Origin of the sequence: Paenibacillus cisolokensis, from assembly GCF_018403665.1 — a bacterium.
In the GTDB taxonomy this organism is placed as follows: Bacteria; Bacillota; Bacilli; order Paenibacillales; family Paenibacillaceae; genus Paenibacillus_AH; species Paenibacillus_AH cisolokensis.
Genome location: NZ_BOVJ01000017.1, coordinates 1 through 14910, shown reverse-complemented (window position 1 = coordinate 14910; position 14910 = coordinate 1). Strand labels below are relative to the sequence as shown.

Annotated in this window: 17 protein-coding genes, 3 tRNA genes and 2 pseudogenes; 17 read left to right on the top strand and 5 right to left on the bottom strand. The window is 51.2% G+C overall.

Annotated elements, in window-relative coordinates; genetic code table 11:
- Window positions 1-57: 57 nt before the first annotated feature.
- Together PACILC2_RS02610 and PACILC2_RS02605 are read right to left on the bottom strand one after the other, a co-directional pair.
- Complete coding sequence (locus PACILC2_RS02610) at window positions 58-714, bottom strand: DMT family transporter (RefSeq protein WP_213527271.1); 657 nt, start codon at window positions 712-714, stop codon at window positions 58-60.
- On the bottom strand, window positions 630-974 hold the full coding sequence (locus tag PACILC2_RS02605) for a hypothetical protein (RefSeq protein WP_213527269.1): 345 nt from the start codon (window positions 972-974) through the stop codon (window positions 630-632). Before PACILC2_RS02605 ends, PACILC2_RS02610 begins: the two co-directional genes overlap by 85 nt.
- A gap of 141 nt (window positions 975-1115) precedes the next feature.
- On the opposite strand from PACILC2_RS02605, the gene PACILC2_RS02600 reads away from it, so the two are divergent.
- The 11 genes from PACILC2_RS02600 (at window position 1116) to PACILC2_RS02560 (ending at window position 8028) form a co-directional block, all read left to right on the top strand.
- Window positions 1116-1190: transfer RNA gene (locus PACILC2_RS02600), tRNA-Glu, on the top strand.
- Window positions 1191-1200: 10 nt separating this feature from the next.
- Window positions 1201-1277 (top strand) — tRNA-Asp (locus PACILC2_RS02595).
- Window positions 1278-1628: 351 nt separating this feature from the next.
- Window positions 1629-2300, top strand: a complete 672-nt coding sequence (locus PACILC2_RS26220) for an ABC transporter substrate-binding protein (protein WP_244863175.1) — start codon at window positions 1629-1631, stop codon at window positions 2298-2300.
- Complete coding sequence (locus PACILC2_RS26215) at window positions 2270-2713, top strand: ABC transporter substrate-binding protein (protein WP_307860314.1); 444 nt, start codon at window positions 2270-2272, stop codon at window positions 2711-2713. The genes PACILC2_RS26220 and PACILC2_RS26215 overlap by 31 nt, the downstream gene beginning before the upstream one ends.
- A 61-nt stretch (window positions 2714-2774) precedes the next feature.
- Window positions 2775-3647, top strand: coding sequence for a branched-chain amino acid ABC transporter permease (locus PACILC2_RS02585; RefSeq protein ID WP_213527267.1), 873 nt, complete (start codon window positions 2775-2777; stop codon window positions 3645-3647).
- A 9-nt stretch (window positions 3648-3656) separates the two neighbouring features.
- Window positions 3657-4616, top strand: a complete 960-nt coding sequence (locus tag PACILC2_RS02580; protein WP_213527265.1) for a branched-chain amino acid ABC transporter permease — start codon at window positions 3657-3659, stop codon at window positions 4614-4616.
- Window positions 4613-5236, top strand: coding sequence for an ABC transporter ATP-binding protein (locus tag PACILC2_RS02575; protein ID WP_307860310.1), 624 nt, complete (start codon window positions 4613-4615; stop codon window positions 5234-5236). Before PACILC2_RS02580 ends, PACILC2_RS02575 begins: the two co-directional genes overlap by 4 nt.
- Window positions 5233-5394: an ABC transporter ATP-binding protein C-terminal domain-containing protein gene (locus PACILC2_RS28360; protein ID WP_307860309.1), complete on the top strand. Its 162-nt coding sequence runs from the start codon at window positions 5233-5235 to the stop codon at window positions 5392-5394. Before PACILC2_RS02575 ends, PACILC2_RS28360 begins: the two co-directional genes overlap by 4 nt.
- 23 nt (window positions 5395-5417) lie before the next feature.
- Entirely contained in the window at window positions 5418-6128 is a 711-nt protein-coding gene (locus tag PACILC2_RS02570) for an ABC transporter ATP-binding protein (protein WP_213527292.1), read from the top strand.
- Between the two features lie 105 nt (window positions 6129-6233).
- On the top strand, window positions 6234-6809 hold the full coding sequence (locus PACILC2_RS02565; RefSeq protein ID WP_213527264.1) for an L-2-amino-thiazoline-4-carboxylic acid hydrolase: 576 nt from the start codon (window positions 6234-6236) through the stop codon (window positions 6807-6809).
- Entirely contained in the window at window positions 6799-8028 is a 1230-nt protein-coding gene (locus PACILC2_RS02560; RefSeq protein WP_213527262.1) for a Zn-dependent hydrolase, read from the top strand. The genes PACILC2_RS02565 and PACILC2_RS02560 overlap by 11 nt, the downstream gene beginning before the upstream one ends.
- A gap of 125 nt (window positions 8029-8153) precedes the next feature.
- Here the strand turns inward: PACILC2_RS02560 and PACILC2_RS26210 are convergent, their stop codons facing one another.
- Together PACILC2_RS26210 and PACILC2_RS26205 are read right to left on the bottom strand one after the other, a co-directional pair.
- Window positions 8154-8615, bottom strand: a complete 462-nt coding sequence (locus PACILC2_RS26210; RefSeq protein WP_244863174.1) for an IclR family transcriptional regulator — start codon at window positions 8613-8615, stop codon at window positions 8154-8156.
- Window positions 8616-8842: 227 nt separating this feature from the next.
- Window positions 8843-9031, bottom strand: a pseudogene (locus PACILC2_RS26205) (helix-turn-helix domain-containing protein); the annotation flags it as partial.
- Window positions 9032-9230: 199 nt separating this feature from the next.
- Between PACILC2_RS26205 and PACILC2_RS02550 the strand changes: the two are divergent.
- The 5 genes and pseudogenes from PACILC2_RS02550 to PACILC2_RS02525 all read left to right on the top strand — a co-directional run bounded on the left by PACILC2_RS02550 (window position 9231) and on the right by PACILC2_RS02525 (window position 12340).
- A tRNA-Leu gene (locus tag PACILC2_RS02550) sits at window positions 9231-9317 on the top strand.
- A gap of 526 nt (window positions 9318-9843) precedes the next feature.
- A complete protein-coding gene (locus PACILC2_RS02545) occupies window positions 9844-10170 on the top strand; it encodes a BlaI/MecI/CopY family transcriptional regulator (protein WP_213527260.1) in 327 nt (108 codons plus the stop codon).
- A 247-nt stretch (window positions 10171-10417) separates the two neighbouring features.
- Window positions 10418-11142: pseudogene (locus tag PACILC2_RS29125) on the top strand (M56 family metallopeptidase).
- A 345-nt stretch (window positions 11143-11487) separates the two neighbouring features.
- Window positions 11488-11772, top strand: coding sequence for a hypothetical protein (locus PACILC2_RS02530; protein WP_213527256.1), 285 nt, complete (start codon window positions 11488-11490; stop codon window positions 11770-11772).
- Window positions 11756-12340, top strand: a complete 585-nt coding sequence (locus tag PACILC2_RS02525; protein ID WP_213527254.1) for a hypothetical protein — start codon at window positions 11756-11758, stop codon at window positions 12338-12340. The genes PACILC2_RS02530 and PACILC2_RS02525 overlap by 17 nt, the downstream gene beginning before the upstream one ends.
- A gap of 253 nt (window positions 12341-12593) precedes the next feature.
- On the opposite strand, the gene PACILC2_RS02520 is transcribed toward PACILC2_RS02525, so the two are convergent.
- On the bottom strand, window positions 12594-13670 hold the full coding sequence (locus tag PACILC2_RS02520) for a bifunctional 3-deoxy-7-phosphoheptulonate synthase/chorismate mutase (RefSeq protein WP_213527252.1): 1077 nt from the start codon (window positions 13668-13670) through the stop codon (window positions 12594-12596).
- Window positions 13671-14660: 990 nt separating this feature from the next.
- Here PACILC2_RS02520 and PACILC2_RS26200 point away from each other — a divergent pair.
- Window positions 14661-14795, top strand: a complete 135-nt coding sequence (locus PACILC2_RS26200) for a hypothetical protein (RefSeq protein WP_244863173.1) — start codon at window positions 14661-14663, stop codon at window positions 14793-14795.
- Window positions 14796-14910: the final 115 nt, after the last annotated feature.

Sequence of the window (14910 nt, the reverse complement as noted above, 5' to 3'; positions counted from 1 at the left end):
TCATAGCGTCGCGGGAGAGGCGGACGGATGCCCGCCGGATCGAGCGCCTCTTATCGTTTATTTCAGGCTCGTCGTGCCTCTTTTGCCCCGCCCGGCCGCCAGCCGCTCGGAACGCAAATAAACGATCAGTCCGGCGATGACGAACGCGCCTCCGATCAGCTGGAAGCCCGTCACCATTTCGCTGAAGATCAGCATGCCGAGCAAGCTGGCGCCGACCGGCTCGGCGAACACCGCCATGGAGATCGTCGTAGGCTGGACGTATTTCAGCAGCCAGTTGAAAACCATATGGCCGAGCATCGTCGGCACGACGGCAAGCAGCAGAAAAACGAACCATTCCTTTCCGGCATAGCCTGTTATCGGAATGTTCATGATCCAATTGTAAACGGTGAAGAACAGCAAGCATATGGCAAATACGATCATATTGTACAAATACGTGGACACGCGGGTTAAAATGCGCTTCGCAATCAACAGATTGACCGCGATGGCGATCACGCTGAGAAAGGACAAAATGTCGCCGGACAGGGCGGCATGCGAAGCCCCTTTATCGCCGGTTCCGACGATGATCGCGCCCGTTAACCCGACCGCCATGCCCAGCAGCGCGAAGCGGTTCGGCTTGTCCTTGAACGCGATCAAGGCGCCCAGCATGACGAAAACCGGCTGCAGCGACAAAATAATCGTCGAGCTGGCAATCGACGTATAGTTGAGGGACGACATCCATAACAGGAAATGCAGCGCCAGAAAAAACCGGCCGCGCCGAGCAGCAGCCAGTCTTTGCCGGCAATGGCGCGCGCCGATGGAAGCCGCCCGGTCCCGAGCGGCAGCATGATCGCAATCGTAAACAGCATGCGGTACATCCCTTGCACGGAAACGGGCGCGTCCGACAGACGAACGAGAATCGGCGCGAACGAGATCGCGGCCATGCCCGCCAGAAGCGGAAGAAACAGCGGGACCGGCAACGGCGATGACGGTTTCATTTTGCTAATTCGAACCCCTTCCTCGAATGCGGCTACCTCATTGTACTGCCGGCCCGATCGGCGGTCAACAAAAAATAGCAAAAAAGTGCTTGCCAACTCTATCAAACTTATGTTATATTAAAATTCCGTTCGGTAAAATGAGGCCCGTTGGTCAAGGGGTTAAGACACCTCCCTTTCACGGAGGTAACAGGGGTTCGAATCCCCTACGGGTCACCAATTTTGGCCGGGAGCTGTGGTGTAGAGGCCTAACATGCCTGCCTGTCACGCAGGAGAACGCGGGTTCGAATCCCGTCAGCTCCGCCATCTCTCAATTGAATATGCGGTCGAATCGTTTTAAGAATGAAAGGCTTGTAAATCACGTTTGTGTGATTTATGAGCCTTTTTGCATTTTGGGGACAGGCAAGGAAAATTCGCGGATGCGGCAAAAGGGGTTGGCTCCCGGCCATTTTACGGCTTTCGGGACAACCCTTTTTTGATTTTAAAACCATATCCGTTTTGATATTATCAAAACAAATACGACGATACAAAAATAATTGTTGCTTTTTCAAAATGATTCATTATAATTAAAGCATACTTAACTCATAGGATTAATTCATAATTGAGGGAGAGAACAATGAAAAAACGTTGAGTACACTCGCAATCACAAGTTTGCTTATGGGGGTATTAAGCGGATGCGGCGCAAACGGCGCGTCGACGGCCGGCGGTGATACGATCCGGATCGGTCTGGCCGCTCCGATCTCCGGCACGCAGGCGCAATACGGCACGGCTTTCAAGAACGGGGCCGAGCTGGCGGCGGCGCAGATTAACGGCGCGGGCGGCATCGGCGGCAAGCAGGTCGAAATCGTGATCCAGGACGACAAAGGGGATTCGAATGAAGCGGTTAACGTGGCCAACAAGTTCGTGACGGACAAAAGCATTTTGGCCGTCGTAGGCCATTTTAACAGCTCGGCCACCTTGGCGACCGCTCCGGTTTACAACAAGGCGAAAATCGTTCAGGTATCGCCGTCGTCCAGCGCTCCGGGCGTTACGGATGCCGGGGAATACACGTTCCGCGTCATTACGACGGACGCGTTCCAGGCGGATTACCTCGCAGGCTGGTCCAAAGAGCTGGGCTACGGCAAAGTCGCCTTGATTTACGAGCAGTCCGATTTCGGGCTGGGGCTGCTTGACGTCTATAAGCGGTCCGCTCCGGCGAACGGTATTGAAGTGGTCGCCGCGGAAGCTTATAATCCCGGCGATCAGGACTTCAGCACCGTCTTGACAAAGATTAAGGACAAGCAGCCGGACGCCATTTTATCGGCGGTTTCTATAATGAAGCCGCCCTGATCGCCCAGCAGGCCAAGAAGCTGAACCTGGACGTCGATTTTATCGGCGTGGACAGTTTGTATTCGGAAGCGCTGCTGGACCTGGGCAAAGAATCGGTCGAAGGCTTCAAGCTGATCGGCTTCTTCTATCCGGGCGGCGATAACGCCGAGGCCATCCGGTTTAATGAGGAATATCAGGCCAAATACGGCAGCAAGCCGGATACGTACGCCGCCTACGCTTATGTCGCGACCTCCGTCATCCTCAAGGCGATCCAGGAGCAGGGCGCCGATCGGGAAAGCATCAAAACTTATCTGGAGACGTTAAAGGATTACAAAAGCGCCACCGGAGTCATCAGCTTCGACGAAAACGGCGACGTTGTGACGGTGCCGTCGCGGCTGACCGTGCGCGGAGGCCAATTTGAACTGTATCAATAATGAAAGTGACCCGGAGCAGGAAAGCCTATTTCCTGCTCACCGGCTTTGAAAGGATGTTGTTATGCTTCTTCAGCAATTGACCAACGGACTGACGATCGGCATGATTTACGCCCTGATCGCCCTCGGCTACACGATGGTGTACGGGATCTTGAAAATCGTCAATTTCGCGCACGGCGATATTTTTATGATCGGCAGCTTTTTGGGCCTCTTTTTTATGCAGGAATTCCGGCTTCCTTTATACCTTGCGTTTCTGCTGGCGGCTGCGGCGACGGCGATAATCGGTATCCTGATCGAAAGGTTGGCCTACCGTCCGCTGCGGATGGCGGACCGGATCGTGCCGCTGATCAGCGCACTCGGGGTGTCCACGCTGCTGGTCAGCCTGGCCCAGAAGCTGTGGGGCACGGAAATGCATCCTTTTCCGACCGCTTTCGGCAGCCGTACCTATACGTTTGGCAATGTTACCTTTTCGGAGATCCAAATTTTAATTCTGGTGTTGTCCTTCGTATTGATGCTGGCCCTCCAGCTGTTCGTGACACGGACGAAGACGGGGATCGCCATGCGGGCCACCTCGATGAGCCTGACCCACGCCGCGCTGATGGGGATCAATACGAACCGGATGATCAGCCTGGCGTTTGCGATCGGTTCGGCGCTGGCTTCCTGCGCCGGGATCATGGTCGGCATTTATTACAATGCCGTGTATCCGACGATGGGCTATATGGCGGGGATCAACGCGTTTACGGCCGCGGTGCTCGGGGGGATCGGGAACATCCCGGGGGCGATGCTGGGGGGCGTGCTGCTCGGTTTGGTCGAAACGCTCGGCGGCGCGTACATTTCCACGCAATACAAAAGCGTTATCTCGTTTTCCATTTTGATTATCGTGCTGCTGGTCAAACCGTCGGGCATTCTTGGCAGCAAAGAGATCAACAAGGTATAGGTGAGGGGCATGAAAAAGAAAACGGCCGTTGTTGCCGCGGCTGCGCTGGCCATCGTCATGCCGATCGCGCTCCGTCTAATCAATGATTATCTGCTGCATGTCGTCATCATGATCGGTATTTTTTCCATACTATCGCTAAGCCTCAATGTGATCATCGGTTATGCCGGGCAATTTGCGCTCGGACACGCGGCTTTTTACGGAATCGGAGCTTACGCCGCGGCGCTGCTCATGCTGCACTTCGACCTGTCCTTTTGGCTTGCGCTTCCCGCATCGGCGGCGATCGCCGGATTGTTCGGCTTCATCTTGGGCAGTCCCGTGATCCGGTTAAGGGGGGACTATTTGGGCATCGTCACCCTGGGCTTCGGGGAAATCGTGCGGCTGATTTTTGTCGGTTGGGTGGATGTGACGCGCGGGCCGATGGGCCTGCCGGGCATTCCCGCCCCTGCGCTCTTCGGATTTACATTCAGCGGGAAGCTGGAGTTTTATTATTTGATTTTGCTGCTGGCGCTGATCACCTATTTCGTGATCCACCGGCTGGTTCATTCCGGGGTTGGACTCAGTTTGCTGACGGTCCGCGAGGACGAGACGCTGGCACAGTCGATCGGCATCCGGCCGAATTACTACAAGCTGTTGGCTTTTACGGTCGGGGGATTTTTCGCCGGCGCGGCGGGCGCGTTCTGGGCCAGCTACATTTCTTTCGTCAGTCCCGACGCTTTCCGGTATTTGGATTCGGTGAACATTTTGGCGATGGTCATTTTGGGTGGAGCGGCAAGCCTGCCCGGTTCCGTCCTCGGGGCGGTGATTTTGGTGGCGGCTCCCGAAATTTTAAGATACGTCAGCGATTACCGGATGATTTTGCTGGGTCTGGCGATTGTGCTCATGATGATTTTCAAGCCCTCCGGGTTTTGGGGAGAGGGGCATCGGAGGTATAACTTTTACGGAAACGTGCGGAAGGGCGAGAGCAAGTGACGGACATCATACTCGAACTCAAGCAGGTGTCGGTGAATTTCGGCGGACTGGCCGCGTTGAGCGCGGTCGACCTGAAGGTGCGCCGCGGCGAGATTTTAGCGATTATCGGCCCGAACGGTGCGGGAAAAACGACCCTCTTCAATTTGCTTACGGGGATCTATCGGCCGACCTCGGGGACGATCGTCTACAAGGATAAAGTAATCAACAAGCTGAAGCCTTATCAACGGGCCCGTCTGGGCTTGGCGCGAACCTTTCAAAATACCCGGCTGATCAAAAACATGACCGTGCTCGAAAACGTGCTGGTGGCCCATGCCGAGTGCAATCGGGAAGGATTATTTGCGGCGGTGTTCAAACCGCAAGCGGTTCTCCGCCGCAAGCGCGACGCGATCGTGCGGGAGTGCATGGAGAAGCTGGCCATGGTCGGCCTGGAGCATAAACCGGATGCGCTTGCGGGCAGCCTGCCCTACGGGGAGCAGCGTTTGCTGGAAATCGCCAGAGCGCTTGCGACCGGCTGCGAAGTGCTGCTGCTCGACGAACCCGCCGCCGGAATGAATGCCGCGGAAAAAGCGGAGCTGGTGCAAAAATCAAGCAATTGTCCAAGCAGTTCCGCATTGAAATGATCTTGATCGAGCATGACATGGGGATGATCATGGAGATTTCCGACCGGATTGCCGTGCTGAATTACGGCGTGAAAATCGCCGAAGGCAGCCCGGAGCAAATTCGGCGGGACCCGAGCGTCATCGACGCATATCTGGGCGGGGAGGTCGATGAGCCGTGACGGACGGTGCGAGCAAGGGGAAGATTCTGGAAATCGACGGACTGCAGGTCAGCTACGGCGCCGTTCAAGCCGTAAAGCAGTTGAACCTGGACATCGGGGCCGGCGAAATCGTGGCGCTGATCGGCACGAACGGCTCCGGCAAGACGACCACGCTGCGCAGTATTTCCGGCCTTGTCGCGAATACGCGGGGCAGGATCCGGTTTGCGGGCGCGGATATTACGAAGCTTGCGCCGCATCGCATCGTCGGGCTGGGGATTTCCCAGGTTCCCGAAGGCCGGGGCATCTTTCCCGATCTGACGGTGCTGGAAAATTTGCGGCTCGGAGCTTACGTCCGCCGGGACAAAGCGGAAATCGAGGCGGACATTCGCCGCATGTACCGGTTGTTTCCGCGATTGGAGGAGCGGAAAAAGCAGGCGGCGGGAACGATGAGCGGAGGCGAGCAGCAAATGCTGGCCATCGCCCGCGCCTTAATGGCCAGACCCAAGCTGCTGCTGCTGGACGAACCGTCCATGGGCTTGGCTCCTCTGGTGGTCAAGGAAATCTATGCGGCCATTCGGCAAATCAATCAAGACGGCGTATCCGTGCTGCTGGTGGAGCAAAACGCCAAAATGGCGTTGGGAGCCGCCCATCGCGGTTATGTGATGGAAACGGGCCGCATTGTCGTGCAGGGCACCGCCGCGGAATTGAAAAGCAACGACGTGGTCAAATCCGTCTACTTGGGATCAACGGTATAGCTTGAATTAGCAGATTGATCGCTCCGGAAATAACGGGTTTAGGACGCGAATATACGCGAATATAGTTACATGGCGTTGATAGAATTTTTCAAGGAGGCTATTATCATGGAGGAACATTCCGCAGAGAAGAAACCGCAACAAAAAACGTTAAATCACGATGAAAGCCTGGAGCCGGTCGATCCGTATACGATTATGGCCAAATTGTTCGCCCATTTGTCCAAATCGGTCGTGGACCGTTTCGGCGAAGCGGGGAAGGAAGCGATCCGCGAAGGGGTGCGCGCCTTCGGCGAGGAGCGGGGCCGGGATATCGCCCGGAGGGCGGCGGCTGCGGGACAGCCGAACGATATCCGCAGCTATTTGCCGAATTACGATATGGGCCGCAGCGATCTGTTCGAATACGTTACGGAATATCATCCGCAGGAAATCGAGCAAAGCTTCACCCGCTGCGCCTTCGGCGATCAATGGAAGAAAGACGGCATGGAGGAATACGGCATCTTGTATTGCCAAATGATCGATCCGGCGATTGCCCGGGGGTACAATGCCGATTTTGAAGTGGAGCACGACAAATATTTGCTTAAAGACGGATACTGCCATTTTCGCTTCAAAATGAAAGGCTCCGGGAACGGAAACGGCGCGGATGCGGAAAAGAAACGGGATGGAGGCGGGAATCATGGCGATTAACGCCGGACGCCTGTGGAAACGGCTAATGGAACTCGGCGAAATCGGCCGGCGGGAGAGCGGGGGAGTCACCCGTTTTTCCTTTACCGAAGAAGAGCGTTCGGCCAAGGATCTGGTGGTGCGCTATATGCGGGAAGCGGGGCTGTCGGTGCGCGAGGACGCGGCCGGCAACCTGATCGGACGCCGGGAGGGAAGCGATCCCGGGGCCCCGGTCATCCTTACGGGCTCCCATATCGATACGGTGCCGGACGGCGGCAAATTCGACGGAGCCCTGGGCGTGCTCGCGGCGGTCGAAGCGCTGCAAGCGATGGAGGAGCAAGGCGTCGCCACCGTGCATCCGATAGAGGTCGCAGCGTTCACCGACGAGGAAGGCTCGCGGTTCGGATTCGGCATGCTGGGAAGCCGGGCCATGGCCGGAACCTTGCGGCCGGAAGACCTGGGGCACAAGGATGCGGAGGGGATTTCGATCGCGGATGCAATGAGGTCGGCGGGACTGCGGCCTGAACGCCTGCATGAGGCGGCCAAAGCGCCGGAGCAAGTCAAGGCGTACGTGGAGCTTCATATTGAGCAGGGGAAGGTGCTGGAAAATCTGGGTGCGCCGGTAGGACTCGTCACCGGGATTGCCGGACCGCTGTGGCAGCAGATCACGATCACGGGCCAGGCGGGACATGCCGGAGCGACCCCGATGAACCTGCGGAAGGATCCGCTGCAGGCCGCGGCCGAGGTGCTGAATTACATTTATGCGGAAACCGCGGAATTTCCCAACGCCGTGGCCACGGTCGGCAAGCTCCGGACGCATCCCGGCGGAATCAATGTGATCCCGGGCGAGGTTCAGTTTTCGCTGGATCTTCGTGATATCGACGAGGCGGACAGAAACGCGCTGGAAGGCCGCATAAGGGATTACGCCAGCCAGGTGTGCCGGAAGCGCGGCCTGGAGCTCAAGATCGATTTGCTGCAAAGAGTCGCGCCGGCTCCAAGCTCCCCGGAAGTGAAGGAGGCCGTTGCCTGCGCGGGCCGGCTTGCCGGGCTGGGGGATTTGCCCGAGCTCGTCAGCGGGGCCGGTCACGACGGCATGCAGTTTAGCGGAAAGTGGCCGATAGGCATGATCTTCGTACGCTCCCGCGGCGGAATCAGCCATCACCCGGGGGAATGGAGCTCCGAAGCGGACTGCGGGTTAGGAGCCCGGGTGCTGTACCATGCCCTGCTGCGTCTGGCGCGATAAGCCTCGCCGGAAAAATGCAAGCGAATCGAGAGAGAACGGCATATTTACGATTCCGCCGGAATTTTTCGGCGGGAATAAAGACGGACGAAGGCCGCCCGCACCGACCGGGACCCGGAACTGCTCCGTCAAGCGTTTCCCGTTTCGAGCCCTTTTTGAGGCGCGGATTGAAACCGGTAACCGAATTGATGGGAGATCGCTTCCGCCGCCGCAAGCAGATCGGCCAGAATGTTATCCTCCTGCTCCCGGATCCGCGCCAAAGAGCCGACTACGCTGATCGTGCCGACGATGCGATGGGAAGCGTCCTTGACGGGGGCCGCCAGGCTGTAAGCGCCCGGTTCGATTTCTTCGTCCTCGATGCCGTATCCCCGTTCCCGGATTTGCTGCAGGTTGGCGAGCAGTTTCTTTTTATCCGTAATAGTCTTATCCGTCAGCGCGGCGAGCTTATTGTTGTTCAGGAAATTTTGCAGCTCGGCTTCGGACATATACGCCAAAAATACTTTGCCGGAAGCGGAGGCGTGCATCGGCAGCTTATGCCCCGCTCTTGAACTGATAATGAAGTAGTTGTTGGGCGATTCGACCTTGTCCACGCAAAAATCTGTTCGTGCTGGTACACGTATAAATGTGAGGTTTCATGATACTTTTTGGTCAGATCGGTTAAATAGGAGTGGCCGATTTCCTTCAGATCAAGACTTTGCGAGACGAGGTTGGCCTTCAGCAGAAATTCCAGGCCCAGCTTGTATTTGCCGTTATCCGGATTTTTATCGATGTATGAATAGGCGCTAAGCGTATTGATCAAGCCGTACACGGTGCTGATATTCAAGTTCAGCTTCTCGCTGATTTCCGTCAGCGACAGTTGGACGTGCAGGGAATCGAAACAGTTGATGATATCCAGGGCCCGCTGTACCGATTGGATCAGGCGGGGATGTTTATCGCTCACGAATGGGTGCCTCCTGTTAAAACAAAAATTGGCTACAGTACTATCTTCCCGTTTGGTTATGATCATGTCAATAGGGATTTGTTATTGTTAAAACGCTGTTGGTCAAAAAAAGAGAGCCATTACGGTTCGTTGGCATGTGCCGGTGCATGAGGAAAACCGCATTCCGACCGACGGTGCCCGTATTGGAAAATTTCCGGTTGACTCTCTGTTGAAGGCGTGATATTATATATTTCGTTGCCGCAAAACTTGGCAGCGTCGGAAAAACGCGGTCGTGGCGGAATTGGCAGACGCGCTAGATTCAGGTTCTAGTGGGGTCAAACCCGTGGAGGTTCAAGTCCTCTCGACCGCACCATACTTACAAGTGAAGCCCTTCAGAAAAACTGAGGGGCTTGAATACTTTTATATACAATCCTCTCCAACAAGATCCCCGCTTGATTAGCCATGACCTGAGGCGGATAAGGCTTGCCATTCATAATCCGCCATTCCACTACACCTACGTAAGCTATTCCCATAAACCGAAGCATAACGTCTTCATTTAATCCGTGATTTAAAAGTGAAGAAACAAGAACCAGCTACGAACACATTTTGCCAATAACGATCACTAGCAAAACCGCAGAGCAACAGGCCAAGCTCTATCGCTTTACAGATGACCAGACGGATCTAATGGAAGAAATGCTGTCCGGGCAGTTTCGGCCTCTGATGCTTGAGCTTCTTGGTAAACAAACGGATATTGGTTTGGTTCAAGCAGGAATAATAAAATGAATTGACACCTTATGTCTTCAAGGTGTAGACTAATCAATGTAGACATAATGTAGACTAAAAGGAGAAAACATCATGACGAAAAAACTTCAAAGGTTGTCTGCAACAGAAAAAAAATAATGGATTTGATTTGGAAAGCAGAACGTTCTGTGACAATGAGAGAAATCATGGATCAATTACCGGAGGCAAGTGAATGGAAGCATAATACAACAATTACATTTTTATCTCGTCTGATTAATAAAGGATTTCTTACGTCAACTCGAGTAGGAAAAGCTCATCATTATGAAGCCTGTATAACTGAGCGTGAATATCAGGATTTAGAAACGAAACAGTTTATAAAAGAAATCTATAAGGGGTCGGTTTACGGTTTTGTTTCTGCGTTATGTGACAATGGAGATTTAACTAAGGAGGAAATTGAAAGTCTTATGAAGCGTTTGGAGGAGTAGCATATAATGTCAATTATCTATTTATATTACCAACTACTCATTGTCTCAATTATTGCGGGAGTATTATACTTGACCCTTACTTTACTTAGTTCTAAGACGCTTCTGTTCATGTCAGCAAAATGGCATTATTATACGCGTGTATTTTTTTATTTTTTCTTTTAACACCATATTTAGGAATATTTATGACTTTTTTGAAAAAATCGGCCTGCATGAAACGAGCGCACAAATTTTTAATATTTCATACTCCATGCCGTTATCCATAGATGTTGGATACAAGTTGTATTGGAGTAAATTGAATGAGATACTTTTTCATTTTAGACATTTATCTTATTTGCTTATGGCAGGCACGCTGATTTATATAGCCTTAGCATTTATACAAAATTATAGATTTAATCATTATATTTTTCGGGTTTGTAGATATGTTGATGATTTGAATACATTGAATTTATTTGAAAAATGCAAAAAGCAATTGGGGATATACAAAAAAATTTTAGTATACTCATCCCCCTATGCAACAACCCCCTTTATTTCCGGTGTTATTCGGCCATATATTATTTTGCCTGAAATTACATTAACTTCAGAAGAATTAAAATATGTATTTTTCATGAATTAACACATTGGAAGCGTCATGACCCGTGGTTAAAGTATTTGATGATCTTCGTTCAAGCCATTCACTGGTATAACCCGATTGTGTATCTGATTAGACGAGACATTGATCGCTTTTGTGAACTATCATGTGACGAAAGCGTTACAAGATCAATGAATAGAGAGGAAAGGAGGGGTTACTGTTCATTACTCTTGAAGGTTCTCTGGAACACGGCTAATCGTCGTAGCAAGCTGTATTCCGCTTTGAGTGGCAACAAGAAAAAACAACTTGAGAGGAGAATAGATATGATTTTGAAGCAAGGTGATTCGAAACAAAAAAATGGAGCCGTACTTTTGCAATTGCTGTACCATTGCTCGCACTATTGATAGGCGCTGTTACGGCATATGCCGCAGGTGGGCAAGACCAAAATACCGGGTACACGCCAGTACAAAACGTTGAAGGTTACCGGGCCGCTTCGGCACCTGCCGGTTTCAAATCTGATAGTCAGCTCGAATATACGCCGCAACAGTCGATTTATAAACTCCCGAACGAACAGTCTGCTTCTGCACCATCTAAATGAAAGTAACGATATGACCTTTGGAAACGTTAAATGAAACTCAAACAGCTACAATTTCCAGGACCATTGTTTAACATATAGGATCAAAAATCATGAAACGCTGAGGGTAATCTCAGCGTTTCATGATTATCATTGTTTGGGGATAAGGGGAATTATGAAAAAATTAATTCTGATCTTAATCGCTGCTATAATAATCGTAACAGGATGTACAACTCACAATACTGATCCTAAAATTGAAAAATGGGATAATACAAAATACGAACAATTTTCTAGCAGTGTTGGAATAGATGTTTTTAATGAACACAGTTTCAATGAGCCTGCTAATAGTAACAAAATTAATCGCACATTATATATTTCCGACCCGACAAAGCCGATTACGGTCAAGTTCAACAATAACGGGAAAGACAGAGACTTCGTTCAAAATGAGTGGTGCTCATAAATTATTTATTACTTTCAATATTGGTTCTGAAATACATGCAAAAGAGCTAAATCAGATTATACCTTGGTATGGAGCGAGCATTGTTCAGGATATTGTTTTCGAATCATCTTTGAAAAATGTTGATTTCATTCCTCAAGCAGAATCTACGAAGCCGGCAAATGAAAGTGACTTGCAATACGACTATACATTAAATCAGGATTTTGATTTCCAGATATTAAAAACAGGTGTTATGCCACCTCCACCTGTTACTCTTACAGTCAAACCTCAAGAGAAATTTAAGTTAATGTATAATGTTTCCTATCCAGGCAATAAGGCGGGTCAAGTGTTGATAATGGCAACGGTTGGTTTTGAGTCTGCAACTGTTAATGATAAACCTTATTTACTAGTAGATGTGCCTGAAAGCAAAACTGCAATCGGGGAAATTAATTTGGTCGCCCCCAAAACAACAGGGCTATACGAAGTAATAAGCTATAGCATAAATAGCCCCTTTGAAAAAATTGATGGTAAAAGTCTAGAGGATTTTCGCGCACAAGCGGCCCCAAGATTTACGCTTGAGGTTAAGGATTAGAAGTTTATTGAATAATCCAATGATAACTACAGCCCGCGTCGCAAATTACAAAGCCAGCGGACTCACGATGTCCGCGTGGTGCACCGCTAATCACTTCACGATGCTGGGTGGCCGCTCTCGGTTGCCGATCATGCCTCTGCTGTCTCTGCGTCTTCTCTTGTCGTTCGCATCGGCCTAGTGGACATGTCCGATTTATCCTCCGACGAAAGAGGGGGATAAATCGAGACATGTCGGATAAATCCGGATCCGTCGCTTATAGCTTGAACAGTCCGGAATCGCGAATTTCCCGGTACAATTTGCGAAATTGAGGGATATCGATCTGCTGATCGGCGTCGGACAGAGCAGTTGGCGGATTCGGATGCACCTCCACCATCACTCCGTCCGCCCCGGCTGCGAGAGCCGCTTTGGCACATGGCAGCAGGATATCCTTGCGGCCGGTTGCGTGGCTGACGTCGACCAATACGGGCAGGTGGCTTTCTTGTTTAATGAGCGGCACCGCCGAAATGTCGAGCGTGTTCCGCGTCCACTTCTCATAGCTGCGGATACCGCGTTCGACGAGAATTACCTGCGTATTACCACGCGATACGACGTATTCCGCCGCATGCAGCCACTCCTCCATCGTCGCGGCCAGACCGCGTTTGAGCAGCACGGGAACCTTTGATTCGCCCGCGGCTTTCAACAGCTCGAAGTTCTGCATGTTGCGGGCGCCGATTTGGATCACGTCCAAGTAATCCGCCGCAATTCCGATTGTTGCCGGATCGACGATCTCGCTAACGGCGAGCAATCCGAATTCGTCGGCGACCTCGCGCATGAGCTTGAGACCTTTCACCCCAAGCCCCTGGAAATCATAGGGAGACGTTCTCGGCTTGAAGGCGCCGCCTCGAAGCATTGGCACGCCTTCCTCCTTCAAAGCGCGGCCCACCTCCCGCAGCTGCTCGCGGCTCTCGACCGAACAAGGGCCGGCCACCATAAAGGAGCGGTTCCCGCCGATTTGGACGCCTTTGATCTCGATAACCGTATCTTCCGCTTGTTTCTTCCGGCTGACCAGCAGCTGTTTCCGGTGGGATTGTCCCTGTAGCTCCATCGACACCTTGAAAATCTCCTTGAATATATGACGGATCGCAGCCGCGTCGAAAGGGCCCGGATTTGCCGCCACCAGCACGTCGAGCATCTCCTTCTCCCTCGCCGGATCAAACTTCGGCACCCCTTGTCTTTCCTTTACCTCGCCCATTTCCTTCACCAACGCGGCACGATCGCTAATCAGCTTCAGCAATTGTCCGTTGACTTCGTCCACCATAGTACGCAACTGCTCCAAAGTCCGATGTCCCATTTCCCTCTTCCTCTCTTCGATATAAAATGCAAAAAGTCCCCGCCGCAAGGGACGGGGAACCGAGTGCACGTGAATAGCCTCTGCGCTTTAGTCCAGATATCAGACGATGATGGAGGAGCGGCTGCATCCCAGTGATACAGTATTAAATTTTAAATAACGCAGATACCGGTCAGAGTGATGACCAGCAGAATAAAGAAGAACCAAAATAAAGGCGAACTGACGTCCAAATCCGGCAACTGCGGCCATTTGTATTCGCACTCTTCATGACAATGACCCTATTAAATTATGAAGGTGGAGGAAAGAATGATAACCAACAGAATAAAGAGAACCAAGACAACGCCGAAATGACGTCCGAATCCAAATCCTGCAAATCCGCTCATTCGTTTTCACTCCTTTCCACTAAGTTCCTATATTATATTTTTTTATTTCGGAAATGCTTGGGTAAGTGCTATATCTAAAAGTCTAATTTTATGACCAAGCATAGAAAACTCGATTTCAGCCTCAGATTCGCAATGCCGCCAGACAAGACTGTCATCTCAGCAGCGTCACCAATTTCTTGAATCATGCGCCTTGGAGTGCCAATCGCATGCAACACAGGCGGAAGCAGTTCGCGCTGGATAAGATTCGGGCAAAGCGTAATACCCGCTGTGTTACAAACAATTGCACATTTCGCTGCGAATGGGTGGATATACAAGCAGTTGGCTTGTGCACCTCATATCATAACAGTACGGATATCAAAAAGAGGCTAGGGAGTGTGATGAGTCGTAGAATAGGCGCTTCTTAACCATCACCGAATCTGTATTTCTTTTTATGAATGATCTAGATCACAGTAATGAGAAAGGTGGGCCATCATGAGCCGAAAAGGGATTTCCAAAGATGTGTTGAACACGGTAAAAAAGCAACGGGTAAACAATTGTCTGAACAAGCCGTAAAAAAATAGCAAGCGGAGTAAATCAAAAAACGATACAGGATGAAGCAGAACTTCGAAAGTTGATTAACAAGGTTTCGAAACTGGTAAATATTCCGATACGCAATGAAACCGCCAATGAAATTATTAAAGCCGTGAAAAATAACGGTAATATTGAGCAGCTTGAAAATATGATGAAAAAGATGATGAAAAAGTAGCACATATTCATCCGTACAAAAATTGACCATTTTCTATCGCTCAGAAGATGGTCAATTTTTGACTTTTAGGTGATATCGGCTAGGCCCCCTAATTCCGGAGTCTACGCCACGAAAA

What these genes read in the sequence shown, in the direction of transcription:
- PACILC2_RS26220 (WP_244863175.1), top strand. Translation starts at nt 1,629, where the DNA reads ATGGGGGTATTAAGCGGATGCGGCGCAAACGGCGCGTCGACGGCCGGC.
- PACILC2_RS02565 (WP_213527264.1), top strand. Translation starts at nt 6,234, where the DNA reads ATGGAGGAACATTCCGCAGAGAAGAAACCGCAACAAAAAACGTTAAAT.
- PACILC2_RS02560 (WP_213527262.1), top strand. Translation starts at nt 6,799, where the DNA reads ATGGCGATTAACGCCGGACGCCTGTGGAAACGGCTAATGGAACTCGGC.
- PACILC2_RS02520 (WP_213527252.1), bottom strand. Translation starts at nt 13,670, where the DNA reads ATGGGACATCGGACTTTGGAGCAGTTGCGTACTATGGTGGACGAAGTC.
- PACILC2_RS02605 (WP_213527269.1), bottom strand. Translation starts at nt 974, where the DNA reads ATGAAACCGTCATCGCCGTTGCCGGTCCCGCTGTTTCTTCCGCTTCTG.
- PACILC2_RS02530 (WP_213527256.1), top strand. Translation starts at nt 11,488, where the DNA reads ATGAAAAAATTAATTCTGATCTTAATCGCTGCTATAATAATCGTAACA.
- PACILC2_RS28360 (WP_307860309.1), top strand. Translation starts at nt 5,233, where the DNA reads ATGATCTTGATCGAGCATGACATGGGGATGATCATGGAGATTTCCGAC.
- PACILC2_RS02610 (WP_213527271.1), bottom strand. Translation starts at nt 714, where the DNA reads ATGTCGTCCCTCAACTATACGTCGATTGCCAGCTCGACGATTATTTTG.
- PACILC2_RS02545 (WP_213527260.1), top strand. Translation starts at nt 9,844, where the DNA reads ATGGATTTGATTTGGAAAGCAGAACGTTCTGTGACAATGAGAGAAATC.
- PACILC2_RS02580 (WP_213527265.1), top strand. Translation starts at nt 3,657, where the DNA reads ATGAAAAAGAAAACGGCCGTTGTTGCCGCGGCTGCGCTGGCCATCGTC.
- PACILC2_RS02585 (WP_213527267.1), top strand. Translation starts at nt 2,775, where the DNA reads ATGCTTCTTCAGCAATTGACCAACGGACTGACGATCGGCATGATTTAC.
- PACILC2_RS02525 (WP_213527254.1), top strand. Translation starts at nt 11,756, where the DNA reads ATGAGTGGTGCTCATAAATTATTTATTACTTTCAATATTGGTTCTGAA.